General features: G+C 37.0%; 12 protein-coding genes. All 12 read right to left on the bottom strand.

Annotated features, from left to right (window positions below; genetic code table 11):
* Positions 1-2 precede the first annotated feature (2 nt).
* The 12 genes from KJ593_01460 to KJ593_01405 all read right to left on the bottom strand — a co-directional run bounded on the left by KJ593_01460 (position 3) and on the right by KJ593_01405 (position 12,771).
* Positions 3-1,715, bottom strand: coding sequence for a B12-binding domain-containing radical SAM protein (locus KJ593_01460; GenBank protein ID MBU2540547.1), 1,713 nt, complete (start codon positions 1,713-1,715; stop codon positions 3-5).
* A complete protein-coding gene (locus KJ593_01455) occupies positions 1,712-2,533 on the bottom strand; it encodes a glycosyltransferase (GenBank protein ID MBU2540546.1) in 822 nt (273 codons plus the stop codon). The genes KJ593_01460 and KJ593_01455 overlap by 4 nt, the downstream gene beginning before the upstream one ends.
* Positions 2,534-2,590: 57 nt before the next feature.
* Positions 2,591-3,301 (bottom strand): CDP-alcohol phosphatidyltransferase family protein, encoded by a 711-nt coding sequence (locus KJ593_01450; GenBank protein MBU2540545.1) that lies wholly within the window; start codon positions 3,299-3,301, stop codon positions 2,591-2,593.
* Positions 3,302-3,316: 15 nt separating this feature from the next.
* On the bottom strand, positions 3,317-4,618 hold the full coding sequence (locus KJ593_01445; protein ID MBU2540544.1) for an MFS transporter: 1,302 nt from the start codon (positions 4,616-4,618) through the stop codon (positions 3,317-3,319).
* Positions 4,611-5,381 (bottom strand): phosphocholine cytidylyltransferase family protein, encoded by a 771-nt coding sequence (locus tag KJ593_01440; protein ID MBU2540543.1) that lies wholly within the window; start codon positions 5,379-5,381, stop codon positions 4,611-4,613. The genes KJ593_01445 and KJ593_01440 overlap by 8 nt, the downstream gene beginning before the upstream one ends.
* 151 nt (positions 5,382-5,532) lie before the next feature.
* Entirely contained in the window at positions 5,533-5,814 is a 282-nt protein-coding gene (locus KJ593_01435; GenBank protein MBU2540542.1) for a hypothetical protein, read from the bottom strand.
* A 283-nt stretch (positions 5,815-6,097) separates the two neighbouring features.
* Complete coding sequence (locus KJ593_01430) at positions 6,098-7,336, bottom strand: glycosyltransferase family 4 protein (GenBank protein ID MBU2540541.1); 1,239 nt, start codon at positions 7,334-7,336, stop codon at positions 6,098-6,100.
* A 14-nt stretch (positions 7,337-7,350) separates the two neighbouring features.
* Positions 7,351-8,166 carry a class I SAM-dependent methyltransferase gene (locus tag KJ593_01425; GenBank protein ID MBU2540540.1) on the bottom strand — a complete coding sequence of 272 codons (816 nt, stop codon included), beginning with the start codon at positions 8,164-8,166 and terminating at the stop codon, positions 7,351-7,353.
* Between the two features lie 12 nt (positions 8,167-8,178).
* The gene (locus KJ593_01420; protein MBU2540539.1) at positions 8,179-8,844 is read right to left on the bottom strand and encodes a class I SAM-dependent methyltransferase; all 666 of its coding nucleotides are present in this window, start codon (positions 8,842-8,844) and stop codon (positions 8,179-8,181) included.
* Positions 8,828-10,300, bottom strand: coding sequence for an MOP flippase family protein (locus KJ593_01415; protein ID MBU2540538.1), 1,473 nt, complete (start codon positions 10,298-10,300; stop codon positions 8,828-8,830). The genes KJ593_01420 and KJ593_01415 overlap by 17 nt, the downstream gene beginning before the upstream one ends.
* Before the next feature lie 25 nt (positions 10,301-10,325).
* Positions 10,326-11,408, bottom strand: coding sequence for a polysaccharide deacetylase family protein (locus KJ593_01410; GenBank protein ID MBU2540537.1), 1,083 nt, complete (start codon positions 11,406-11,408; stop codon positions 10,326-10,328).
* Positions 11,389-12,771 carry an O-antigen ligase family protein gene (locus KJ593_01405; protein MBU2540536.1) on the bottom strand — a complete coding sequence of 461 codons (1,383 nt, stop codon included), beginning with the start codon at positions 12,769-12,771 and terminating at the stop codon, positions 11,389-11,391. Before KJ593_01405 ends, KJ593_01410 begins: the two co-directional genes overlap by 20 nt.
* Positions 12,772-12,800: the final 29 nt, after the last annotated feature.

Raw genomic sequence — 12,800 nt, 5'->3', positions numbered from 1 at the left:
ACTTATTTTCCAAAAAGTGAAATTATTAAATCTCTGCTCTCTAAGGTTTCCCTTCTAACGGCATTATGCGAAATTACAGATAACGAATATAGAATAATAGCAATCAGATTAAAGAAATATTTAAACACTCTGAATTTACTAAAGACCTCTTCGTATGGCGAGACTTGCCTCTCTGAACCTCCAGAGCGGATCAAGCCTAACTGAGCCATGAGCACAGTCAGAAAGCTCGTTGCCTTTAGGCTTAATCTCAAATCCAGATTAAATTCCTCTCCCATCAGGCCGGCGATTTGTTCAATAGAGGGTCCTTGCCCGCACTTTTGATAGAAAAAAATTACAAAGTTAGCCCAAACAACTGCACCTTCTAGTCTTTTAAAAAGACTCGCCTTCTTCCAATAAAAATTATGATTTAAACTAGTGTAGATTATTCTGAGCAAAAATTTAGGCTGTAGTCGCTCAGTTGTTTTCTTAGGTGAGTCTTTCAAAAGCGAAAAAGGCAAAAAGTTTATCTGGCTTGTAGAATAATCCTTCCATTCGGTAACGAGCTTTAAGCCATCTCTGGCGCAAGTGTTATCAAATTCTGTACCCGGATATGGTGTTGCAAATTGTCCCAGAAATGTTGCGGCCCCTGGATTAATTTGGCGAAGTTTAAGCGCTTGATAATACCATCCGGTTATGGTCTCACCCGGATTAAATGTCATTAGAAGCATCAGGGGGCTTATATTTTTTTCTTTAAGCAGATTAAAAACTCGCGGTATATGTTCAGTTGACTCTTTTTTTCTGATTTTTTCTAGAACCTCATCATCATAGCTCTCAATACCTAACTCTATCCCCCGGCAGCCGGCCTTATACATTATGTCCAACAAATCCGGGTAACTCTCTATCGAAGAAATTCTCCCTAAGCAAACCCAAAAAATTTGTAACTTTTTTTTTAGAATTTCTTCGCACAGAGAGAAAACAAAATCTTTTTTTAAGAGAAAATTATCATCGTAGAAATGAAATTTATCTATCCTGTAATTATTGACAATTTGCTCTATTTCAAAGATTATATCCTGTGGATCTCTAAAACGTACTCTATTTTTCCACAAAAGAGCAGATGCGCAAAAAGAACAGTTAAACGGACAGCCGCGAGAGGCCATAATACCAACCGCCTGGCCAGCCATTACGTGAATGGAGTGATTCTTATATCTATCTATATCCAGCAAATCCCATGCCGGATGAGGTATTGTATTTATATCGGAAATAAATTCACGCCTTGGCGTATTAACAATTTTTCCATTTTTTTTAAAACAGATTCCCTCAACCTCTCTGGCATCAGTTTTATCTCTTAAACAACGCAAGAGTTCACTTAACGTAACCTCCCCTTCCCCTAATACGCAATAATCGCAAAAATCCATAGTCTCTTGCCAGACACAGGTCGGATGCACTCCACCGTGGATAATAGCAACTTTAGGAAACTTATCTCGAATTTTCTTAGATAAACTATAAGCAAAGTCCGCCTGCACAGTTAAGTAAGAGATACCCACAGCATCAACATCTCTTATTTGAGCTAAAATTTCTTCAATTGACAAATTAAGAGTATTCGCATCAATTATAGCTAGATCTATATCTTGCAAATTCTTCTTAAGATATGCAGCTAGATAAGCTAAACCTAAGGGCTCAGCGGGAATGGCCATATTTTGTTCTGGAAATGGCGGACGAATTAAGATAACTTTCATTTCTTTATCCAGCCTAAAAAATAACCTGCAATATAACTTATCTTGGCAAGGAGGAGCAAAAATTGCCCTTTAAAAATTGACCTAAAAAAAGTACAAACGAATCTGCCCACCCTAAAGAGCCGAATCTGCCTTCCTACGGGATTTAGTATGCTTTGCGGATCTACATCAATATTTAGATGCGGATAGTACTTATCGGTAAAGGCACAAGCGACGCCGTTTCTAAAGTGCAGCCTCGCAACTTCTCTTAAATTATTAGGTACAGCATGAAAACAAATCAAGTTTGCCACCTGAACCAAACGAAGCTCTCTTCCTTTGGCGCGGAAGGAAAATTCCGGATCCTCGCCGCGTTTTAAATTCTCATTAAATCGCCCTACCCCAAAGAATACATCTTTTCTTATTGCGCAAAAATGAGTAGACATTGCCCCGGCATCTGTGGTCTTATCTACGGGCGGAATTTCACAGCGTGGTATCTGATCTGCATAAGACCTTTGGAAACTCGACGAATCTGACGGAATAAGCAAAGCAGAAAAGGTAGCGCCTATGGATTTATCCTCAATGAGAGGCTCTATTAGTTTAGTTAGCGCCTTATCGTCTCCTATACTAATATCATCATCAATGAAAATAAGGATCTCTCCTTTGGCCCTTTGCGCTCCTATATTCCTTGCTTTTCCGGCAGTACTAATCCCTTTAATCTGGTGAATTTCTATTGTGGTATCTATTTTTTGCCTCGAGATATCAGAAAGTAATTTATCGCTCATTTCTTTACGAGAACTGTTTCGGGAAGGAATAATTATGGAAAGTGCAGGAATTATTAGCATATTAATTTATCTGGCCTAAAAAGACTTAAGATTACTTTAAGCTAACAACCTTTTCTATCAACGGCCTTCTCTCATCAACAATCTATATTGATAATATTTATAAGCGCTAAGAAAAATTATAAATAGGCTGCCGTAACATATAAAGAAGTAAAAGAAGAGATCTATTCGATTCAAAACCAAAAATAACGAGAATAAAAAATATTGCTCTCCCGTATTAAAGGGTATCCATTTAAGTCTATTCTTAACTACTCTAAGCTGACTAAAAAAAGCACCTTCTTTAGCCTCTATCTTGTTTTTCTCTTTAGGATCAACATAAGCAGGATTTCTTAACTCTAATCCGTTATAATAATAAATAAGAAAAAGGCTAAAAAAACCGAAAAATAATGCCTTGTCGTTGGCAAAAGAAAATCTATAAGTCAGAGCCATAAGTATGAAAAGTTCACAGAGTCTATCGCATGTAGAATCTAGCCAGTGACCAAATGCAGAGGCCTGCTTCCTATATCGAGCCAGCTGTCCATCCGCATTATCTAGTATAAAACTAATCTGTAATAAGATTGCTGCTATTATTAAACCTGCATAATTACCCAAGGCTATTATGAAAGATGCGATTATCACAACACTTAGCGAAATTAAAGTGAGTTGATTTGCAGTTATGGAAGTATCCTTAAGCAACGAGACTAAGGGGGTTGAGAACTTATATATAACAAGCTCTGTCCACCATTCCATAGATTTCTGTGTCTTTTTTATCTCACCTAAATTCTCAAACATATCCACCTCTAGTTCTTATTCATATTTACCACTTTTAGGAATGTATCTCCACTGCAAAGACATCAAAATTACAGCTAAAAAGACTGCTGTCACCCAAAAATAAAACGCTGCATTCCATCCATAATTATCAACTAAAAATCCTGAAATAACTCCGGTCAATGCGGCGCCAATATATCCTAAGCCATCGATAAACCCCGCTGCCGAGGCAGTTGCCTTACGAGAAGCATAATCCATAGGGATTGTAGCACAGATCATTACATGCGGACCATATATCGTAAATCCTATAGCCATAAGACAAATTAGACTAAAGATCCAATGCAAATGCTTTAGATGAGGATAGATTATAGTAAAAAACATAAGACCTATGAGCATAAAGACTACTATCGGGGCTCTACGAGATTGAAAGAATTTATCCGAAATCCACCCAGCAAAAAAAGCACCCAAGGAACCAACAAGTGGTATAGCTATCGCCTTGTAAGCTGCGACTGACACAGATACATTCTCCATCTCAAACATATAAGTAGGAGCCCAACTCATAAAACCATATCTTACAATATTTAAACCGAATAAAGCAAATCCGGTCATCCAAATCTGAGGATTACTCAACACAGTACGCATTGTAAACTTAAACCCTAAATGTTCATCTTTTGCTTTCTCTCTGACATCAAAGGTCCCATTTCGGCAATCCTCAACTGTAGGCAAACCCAATTCTTCGGGAGCATTGCGACCGTTAATAAACCATTGTATTGCAATAAACATAAGAATAACCGCGGGAATCCAAAAGGCAAATCGCCACCCGAACAACCCTACCACAAATCCAGCTAAGGCCCAGCTAAAAGCATTACCAACTTGATAGCAAGAGCCGAAGATACCGGTAATCTTACCCCGGCTACTTCTTGGAAACCAATTAGCTATCGTCTTGGTACTGGGTGCCCATCCCATGGATTGAAAATATCCATTTAAGCCCCAAACTATTGCTAAAACTGATACAATTCCCGGAAGGACAGGAAAGATCAAATTCAATATCGAAGAAACAACTGCTCCCAAAGCGATTAATTTTCTGGCTCCAAATTTATCTCCTAACTGTCCATTTATAAATTGTCCCAGAGCATAGGCAGAAAATAGAGCACTGAGTATTACGCCCATAGCTGTCTTTGTCAGAGCATACTCTTCTAACATCCCAGGGATTGCAATAGAGATATTCACTCGACATAAATAAAATGAGGCATAGGTTATCCAAAGAGAAATAAAAACTCTTCTGCGCCAATATTTAAGCTTCTTCTTTACATCATTGTCGTTAGAAAAATTTTTAATCATGGGATTCACTACATTGCCCCAATTCCTTTAAGGCCTTCTCGTAATCTTCAATCGTATCGATTTCTCTCCAACCACCCTCAATGACTACAGAGTTAATCTTTGCACCGCAATCCAACATCTCTTGAATCATGTCGGTTAAATAGGCCTTTTGAAAGATAGCGGCTTTCTGAAAAGGCTTTCCCCAATAAATCTTTTTCACTCTTTTAAAATGTTCTCTGAATATTCCTGAGCCGCTTGAGCTAAGTTTCATCAAACCAATAAATTCTCCAGAAACAGCATGATTTTTTGATAGGACCTTCCCTATCTCCAAAACATTATTATTAGCATCCAGTATGACCTTTTCCGCCTCTTCCTGAGGGTGATATTTACGCCCTTTATAACTCTCTTTCCAGTCTCTATCCACTACGATTGAAATGTCATTTTTTGAGGTAAGCAGTTTTTCTAATACGCTTCTTTTAAAGAGAATATCTGAATAGGAAACAATAACATCCCCTACTATCTCTTGCTCTGCATAGAATAAAGAATTCAATATATTATTATTCTCATAGTCATCGTTGATATAATATTTAATTTTAGGATAATCTATTTTTTCTTTTCTATACCCCTTAATCAAGATGATGTTCTTTATATTAACTGCTTTAAAGACTTCAAGCTGGCGCTCTAGAAGTGACTTACCCTTAAACTGCAACATACATTTAGGCAGACTACGTGTTAATGGACTCAAACGACTCCCCATGCCTGCGGCAATAATAATTGCTTTCATATTAAGTTTATCTATTGCAGCCTCCGAGGTCTCAATAAACCAATGACATAACCTGTGCTATAACTTAATTCAACGGCTAAAAGTATTAATTTTAAAGAAAAAAAAGATTTAAACATGATCTTAAGATGTCGCTGTAGTCTATATCGCAGACTCACCTCACCCACAAATTGAGACTGCTCATGGATAGGCGCCTCATAAACCAACTCTGGATAATTCTTGAAAACCCAAGCTGAACATATGCCTTTCTTAAAAAAACACTTATCAACTCAAGGAAGTTACCTGGCGCAGGATGATATGCCCAGGTTTCTGGTACCAGGGCTATCCTATAGCCAGCCTCTCTAAGACGCTGACGCAGATCTGGATTTGTTCCTCTTATTAAATTTTCGTTCTCTATAATTATTTTTCTGGCATCTTTTAGATAACCTCTTAACATAGACTCATCTTCCTTGATCCTCTTGTATTCATAAGAGTCCTCATTTACGCCGGTCTTTATTCCTGTAAATATCTCTATGGCTGCATCTAATATCTTTGGCTAATCCACTAAGATATGGGCATAGACGCGATGAAAGTACGCCGGAATTCTATCAATAACCGACAAAACAGAGTAGCTTGTGGCTGACTTATTATAGCCACAACTCTCTAGTAATCCTGCTGCTAAGATAAAATGTGTCCCCCAATCCCTGTTTTTAGCCTCCTTTATTGCTTATTTAATCTTGCTATGATTTTATTAAAGCTTCGAGTAACTGCGCCTCCCTATCAATTCTCTCGGGCCAGCTCTCTAGAATTTCTCTAGCCCTGCTCTGGGCTTGCCTACCTAGCCTCTCTCGCATTGAGTCGTCAGATAAAACTTTTCCTAATATATTAGATAAGCTATTTAATTCTTCTAAAGGAACTAGAATTGCATTCTTCTTATGAGTAAGGGTCTCCTCTATAGTTTCATCCTTTAAGGTTACAATACATCTGGCACAGACCATCGCCTCAAATAAGGCATTATTGGTATTGCTGTATTCTGATACAGAGACAAAAACATCACAGACATTGAGCAATTTCTTAACAAATTCCCGATCAACGTAGCCAACAAAAATAACTCTATTCTCAATATTATTATTGCTAACAAACTCCTTTAATTTGGCCATTTCTGGACCATCCCTGGCTACGATACAAACGATATGGGGATCGACTTTGAAAAGCTCTACAAGAGAGAATATAAGTCGCTCCACTGCGTAGAAAGGAATTAACTTTGAAAGAGAAAGTATAATCTTAGAATCCGTCCCTATCCCTAATTCTTGGCAGAGTTTTTCTTTGGTATATAGGTTTGGGGCATACATAGAAAAATCTACACCATTGCGGTAATCTATTATTTTCTCCTCTCTTACCCCTAACTTCTTAGCTAAGCGTGCACCTTGAGTGCCGTCTCTAGTAATTACAAAATAATCTGGCCTTAACTTAAAAACAAGATAGCTCCTAAATTCTTTTATCCTGGCTAAGGGACGCCTAAATTTCCAATAAAGGTCTATGGTTCCGTATATTCTAAACACAAGCCTAGTTCTTAGTAACTTACTTGCTAACCACCCCACAAAACTAGGGGTGAGGCTATGGACATAAATAAGATCTGGCCTTAACTTGCAGCCAATCTTAATCGCCCAAAATAAAGAAAGAAGCTGAAAAAATAACAATTCTAAATTTGAAAGAAAGGTGCTTTTTATATGAGAGCAAAACCTATCTAAGCGTAAAGAAGAAATAGAACTGAATAAACGCAAAAAGGGAAATTTAAATCTGAAAATTTTAATTCCCTGATAAAGCTCCTGACCTCTTTTTCCCATCTTAGCTGGAGATAAAAAAAATACCTCATGGCCTCTTTGGACAAATCCTTTTTGTGAAAAAAATATTGAAGGTATGCCCTTATTCTCTCCTGCTGGCCAGATATCCAGATTAGAAATGCTTAATATTTTCATTTCTTTAAGTTATACTATCCCTTCTTGACTAACTCTAAAAATAAACCATAGCCGGGCTGCTTATTCTGGGCATAATAATCAATTCGTACCGCAGGAAAAAAGAAAATGAACTTAAATCTACTTAGACCTCTTATCCCATAAGTTATATCCGTAGCTAAAGAGCTAAATATCTTCAAGAAATAAACACTACGCAAAAGCCTAAAAAGAGGCTCTGTTTTTTTCTTTATTTCTTGCAAGGAATACTTACGCACATCACCGAGCTTTCTCATCATATAATCATCGTCGGCCTCTAACCAGGCTTTGCCTTGCGGCAAATCTCTGCTAAAGAAAGAATGAGGTATCAATCTCCTCAATATTCGTTGAACGGAAAAAAGATTAGCGCTACAGGCATAACCTAGCGGTAAGGCGAGTCTTAATTTCCCTTGCGCCTTCAGCACTCTGGCGCATTCTCTTAAAGCCGTTAAATCATCTTCAATATATTCCAAGGTATCTAGAGATATGACATGATCAAAATGATTCCCGCTAAAAGGCAAGTTACATAGATCGCAAACAACAAAATGAATTTTGCTGTTAAGACCCTTATCAAAGACAAGCTTTCTTGCTTGAGCAATTTCCTCAATTGACTTATCAATGCCAATAACCCTTAATCCCTTTTTGGCCAGCGCTATCGCAATTAATCCCTGTGCGCAACCAGCATCTAATATCAATCCACCTTTCTTAAATTTAGCTATTTTAAGTAATGAATAGTAGCGAGGAAGCCAGTAAATTTCAGAAAACATCAAAATCTTTGAAATCTTATCCCTTAATCTAAGTAATATATTAAGCACCATTAATTAAAGAAATTATGGTTCTATTCTATACAAAATATATTTGTACCCGCCCGCCTCGATATGGTCACTAATATGTAAGACTTCGCAATTATACTTTTCGAATGTATGTTTATTAAAAAGATGCCGATGCTCACCGCTTAAATAAAGCCGGGGATTATCAAACTGCTCTATATAAGGTGTGCGCACAATCAGCGCTTCATTAGTAAACTTTAAACATTTATCTACAATAGCGAAGGGATCATTGAAGTGTTCCAAAGTGTGGATTAATGTGATAAAGTCATATTTCCTGGGTGGCTCCTGAGTCTTTAAATCTAAAACAAAATAATTAATATCTTTAGTTTTAACCTTGGCCTTTTCTATACCAACTGCACTTATATCTGCCCCCTCAAAATGCGCCTTAGGAAAATATGTTTTTAAAATATTTAAGCCATCCCCCATGGCGCAACCTATATCCAGAAGAGAAAATGACCTGTCTTTAGGCAAGATATCCTTTAAAGGTTCATAAGGAAAATCGCGCAAGAACTCATCTGTTTTTGAAAATATGCGATCCCAGTACCTTCTCGTATTGACGTCCGTCAAGTTCCTCAGGATATCTCCAAGTTTATAGGACGTAGCCTTATCCAATGACTTAACTTTAGAAACAATTTTGTGATAGAGAATTTTAAGTGAGGCTCTCATGGTTTTTGATAATGAACATTTCTCTGATCTCTTTAGCTAAGGAAGGGCTTACAACAAAAAGGCTCAAAAGATAAATAAACAGCCCTAAGGCCACAGAACTAACAAGCAACAAGATATCCCCTAATCCTAAATTCAAATTCTGCCATATTAAAAACAATTTAAGGACCAAACACATAATCGCCGAAGGAATTATCGCCGGATACAATGCTTTTAAATAACTCCTCAAACCCATTTTAATCAGCTGCCTGATAAATAGCTGCCCAATAATATTTATAACTACTGCATATATACAAATTCCTCTGGCTATGCCGACAACACCAAATCTAACACCAAAAATTAGAGCGATTACAATTGAAAACAAAGAAATAATAGAAAGACGTAATTCAAATTCCGCATGCCCTGTAGCAAGAAACACTATCCCCACAAAAGAGGTTATAGAAAAAAACATTGCCCCTAAGCATAAATATTGAAGCGGGACAACCATTGCGCTCCATTTCTGCGTAAATACAACCCTCACAAATTCAGGGCAGAGAATAATTAAGCCAGAAAGCAAAGGAAAAACTATTATTGCTGCATAAGTTATGATTTTTAAATAGGCATTCCTTAGCTGGATCTTATCATTCTGTATCTTAGAAAAGGCAGGAAAACCAACTCTGTTTACTATTGAAGAGAGTTTTTCTCTGGGAAGATTAGAAATATTATAAGCCATGGAATAATAGCCTAAAGCAACGCTTCCCAGTATTCTGCCGATTATGAGACGATCTAGGTTGGTAGTTAAATAGTTAACTATCTTAAAGCCGAGCACATTTCTGGCAAAATAAAAAATTTCCCCAAAGCTACTTAAGTTAAATCTTAAGGCCGGCCGCCAGGAGCAGGCCCCCCATAAACAAATAGTCCTGATTAGACTGCCTAGGAGATATCCAAAAACTAAACTCCAAACACCAAAGCCATTTAAGGCAAAGATTACTGAAGAAGCGCCATAAAATACAGTTTCAGAGATTTCAACAAAGGCTATCCTTTTAAAAAGCAGGTCTTTTCGCAGCAATGTCTCATGCACGATGCCAAAAGAATCTATTATAAATTTTATGGATATAGTCATAATAAGCGGAGCAATAATTTCTTTACGGAAAAATCTCGATATCAATTGCGCACAATTAAGCATTATTATAAATAATATAAAACCAGCTAAAATACATAACCATAATGATGTGGAAAGTGTTATTTCTCTAATCTGCCTCTTCTGCACAATAGCTGAACTTAAACCCAAATCTCCAAATATTAAAGAGGCGGCCATAAACGTCATCACTATAGCCATAATACCAAAATCTTCCGGAGACAACAGACGGGCTAAAATAGCAATAAAGACAATCTGTAATCCGCAACGAAATAATCGAGAAAGACCAACCCACCTGAGTCCGCTAAGCATATGAGTTCTTAAATTGAATGGCTTATTCATCTTTATTTTTGTCGGAATTAATGCCTCATGAATTTTTCCAAACGTCTCTTAAAAACATCTGCGTCCCAGAGATTTTATACACAAATTGCGCCAGATTATCTTCTGCAATAAATAATCTCTTTAAAAGAAAAATGTCTTCATCGTGCCTATTTAATCCTTCCTTGCCAGTCACGTTAGCCTTGACGTTGTTTAACTTTAGATATTCAACAATTTCCTCATTAATCACACCAAAGGGCACAGAAAAAGATACATCATTTTTCCCAGTGATCTCTTTTACATATTCTAAAGAATCATCTATTTCTCTCTTGAAACTCTGCTTATCCAACGTTGTTAAGTCGCGATGTGACAGGGAATGTGCGCCTATTTCCAGATTCGCCTTAAGCAAGTTCTTTAAGTCTCCCGGACTAAGATAAAGATCGTCAATATTGACACCTTTAGAAACAGCCAATTCCTCTCTTAATCTAGTAATAATATTCTCTCTCTTCTCGTCTGATAATTTTTCTAAAATATCTATTAATAAAAGTAAGGTCGCATATTTATCATTTTCATTTATTAAGGATATAGAAACAGGGGTACGGGAATCCAGCATAAATTTACACTGCTTTTTCTCTGAATGATCAAGAATCGCATAAAGTTTATGCCGCCAGTAAACTTGCCTTTGGCTATTCCCAATAATAAAAACTGTTGCCGGACAATTATTTTTTCTAAGCACTCCTAATGCTGTTTCTCTAAAATCCCTGAATCCGTCATCGAAAGTAATAACAGCGCAACCACGAAGAGATTGCCTGAGTTGCCTCTTTTTTATGTACTCTCCTAAACTGATAACTTTGTAATTTCTAACTAGATACTCAATCTGTCTTCGAAACCCCTCCTTTGAAATCGCTAATCCCCTTAAGGCGAATGCGCAAGTGTGCGTTTTCCTAGAGCTATCCTGTATAACGCGATGATAAAGAAGAATGGGCATCCTCTTCTGGCTTTTAGAAATAAAAGCAAAAATCTTAAAAATTCCTAAATAATAAAACAGGGTTTTAAGTATATTCTTTAGAAATCTTACCAGATTACTGCCCATATCCTCTTGGGCTCTTGACTTATGCTGATTTTTCAGCATTAGCTTCTGCGTTAGCTTTATTTGATATGAAATTAATCATCGCTAAAAAAAACCAAAACGGCTCCATAATCCGCACAATAATAAAAGTCTCGGCAGAGAAGGAGTGAAATAATAACCCGATAAATCCAGCCTGAAAACCTATTATTAGGCCTTTCGACCAATTATCATCAGTGGCCTTAAAGGCTCTAAAACAAATCTTAAAAATAGCTACTAGCATCCAGACAAATATCCAAGAGCCAACAATTCCCGTCTCCCCTAATACACGGGCATATTGAGTATCTACTAATCTTACTCCGGTAACCCCGTAACCAAAAACCGGGCGCTTCTTCCATTCTCGGAAAACTAATCTTAAATTCTTAACGCGTGCTGCTGCTGCATCCTCTAAGATTACAGTTTCGCCAAAAACATCGAACTTTTCTCCAGACTTAAATGTGTAAGCTATGCGATCTGTAACTACTCGCGGAATAACGAAAGGAAAAATAAGTATAGCGATTACTAATAGCACAATAAACAATATCCTGGTCTTTCTACTTAATAATATGAAGGCTGCATACATAAATATAAATCCCAAATAACTTCCTCTTGACTGGGTATATAAAAATGAAGGGAATGTAGATACAATAAGCCCAATGCTAGAAAATCTCCAGAATGGCGATTTAGTATATAAAAGTACACCTGCGCTAATAGCCAACAATAATATTTGATAGCCGCCTAAGGTATTTGGTTCACCACCTCCTGGTCCTTCAAATGGCGCTGTGGTCTTCTCCAGTGCGGCAATTTGGGGATAAGTATAAAAGCTAACTATAATGCAGACAAGAAAAAGAAAAGCAGTAAATATCTTAATCTGTTTAAAGCTATTTATATTATTCACGACCATAAAATATAACAAAAAATACTCAAAATATTTCAAGATATAAAAATAACTCTCCTGTAGTGAAATTTCATCTGCTAATAAGGCCAAAGAAGTCGAAATAACGCAAGCTCCAATAAAAAGCAACAAAGGCACTTGAAGTGGTGTAAATTTTAATAGACCTAGTTGTTTGTTCATCGCCATCTTTACTAACCAAGTAAAACAAACTACCAATAACAATATATCATCAACACGAATAACGATACGACGTGCTACGCCTAGCTCGCCTAAAACAAATTCTGGAGAAAGAAGCATAGAAAATATCAAGATTATCAAACTGATATTGATATTGACAAGGGTTACGAGTAACACGGCTATTACTAAAACCCATAGAAGCATATTCTCTGGACTAAAACCTAAAAAGGAATTAAAGAGGGAGAAGAATAAAAAGATGACTACGGCGAGGATAATTAATACGGTGACATTGACCTGACCAAGACCCTTCGGCATCATTTGAACAACCTAAAAATAAAGAGGGTTAT

The organism is Candidatus Omnitrophota bacterium, from assembly GCA_018830005.1.
Taxonomy (GTDB): Bacteria; Omnitrophota; Gorgyraeia; order JAHJTE01; family JAHJTE01; genus JAHJTE01.
Note: the sequence above shows the minus strand (reverse complement) of the source record. Positions and strands in the feature narration are given on the sequence as shown.

Bases quoted from the DNA above. Each gene is read 5' to 3' on its own strand.
- KJ593_01450 (MBU2540545.1), bottom strand. From the start codon at position 3,301: ATGTTTGAGAATTTAGGTGAGATAAAAAAGACACAGAAATCTATGGAA.
- KJ593_01430 (MBU2540541.1), bottom strand. From the start codon at position 7,336: ATGAAAATATTAAGCATTTCTAATCTGGATATCTGGCCAGCAGGAGAG.
- KJ593_01435 (MBU2540542.1), bottom strand. From the start codon at position 5,814: ATGTTAAGAGGTTATCTAAAAGATGCCAGAAAAATAATTATAGAGAAC.
- KJ593_01460 (MBU2540547.1), bottom strand. From the start codon at position 1,715: ATGAAAGTTATCTTAATTCGTCCGCCATTTCCAGAACAAAATATGGCC.
- KJ593_01420 (MBU2540539.1), bottom strand. From the start codon at position 8,844: ATGAGAGCCTCACTTAAAATTCTCTATCACAAAATTGTTTCTAAAGTT.
- KJ593_01405 (MBU2540536.1), bottom strand. From the start codon at position 12,771: ATGATGCCGAAGGGTCTTGGTCAGGTCAATGTCACCGTATTAATTATC.
- KJ593_01410 (MBU2540537.1), bottom strand. From the start codon at position 11,408: ATGCTGAAAAATCAGCATAAGTCAAGAGCCCAAGAGGATATGGGCAGT.
- KJ593_01445 (MBU2540544.1), bottom strand. From the start codon at position 4,618: ATGATTAAAAATTTTTCTAACGACAATGATGTAAAGAAGAAGCTTAAA.
- KJ593_01425 (MBU2540540.1), bottom strand. From the start codon at position 8,166: ATGGTGCTTAATATATTACTTAGATTAAGGGATAAGATTTCAAAGATT.
- KJ593_01440 (MBU2540543.1), bottom strand. From the start codon at position 5,381: ATGAAAGCAATTATTATTGCCGCAGGCATGGGGAGTCGTTTGAGTCCA.
- KJ593_01455 (MBU2540546.1), bottom strand. From the start codon at position 2,533: ATGCTAATAATTCCTGCACTTTCCATAATTATTCCTTCCCGAAACAGT.
- KJ593_01415 (MBU2540538.1), bottom strand. From the start codon at position 10,300: ATGAATAAGCCATTCAATTTAAGAACTCATATGCTTAGCGGACTCAGG.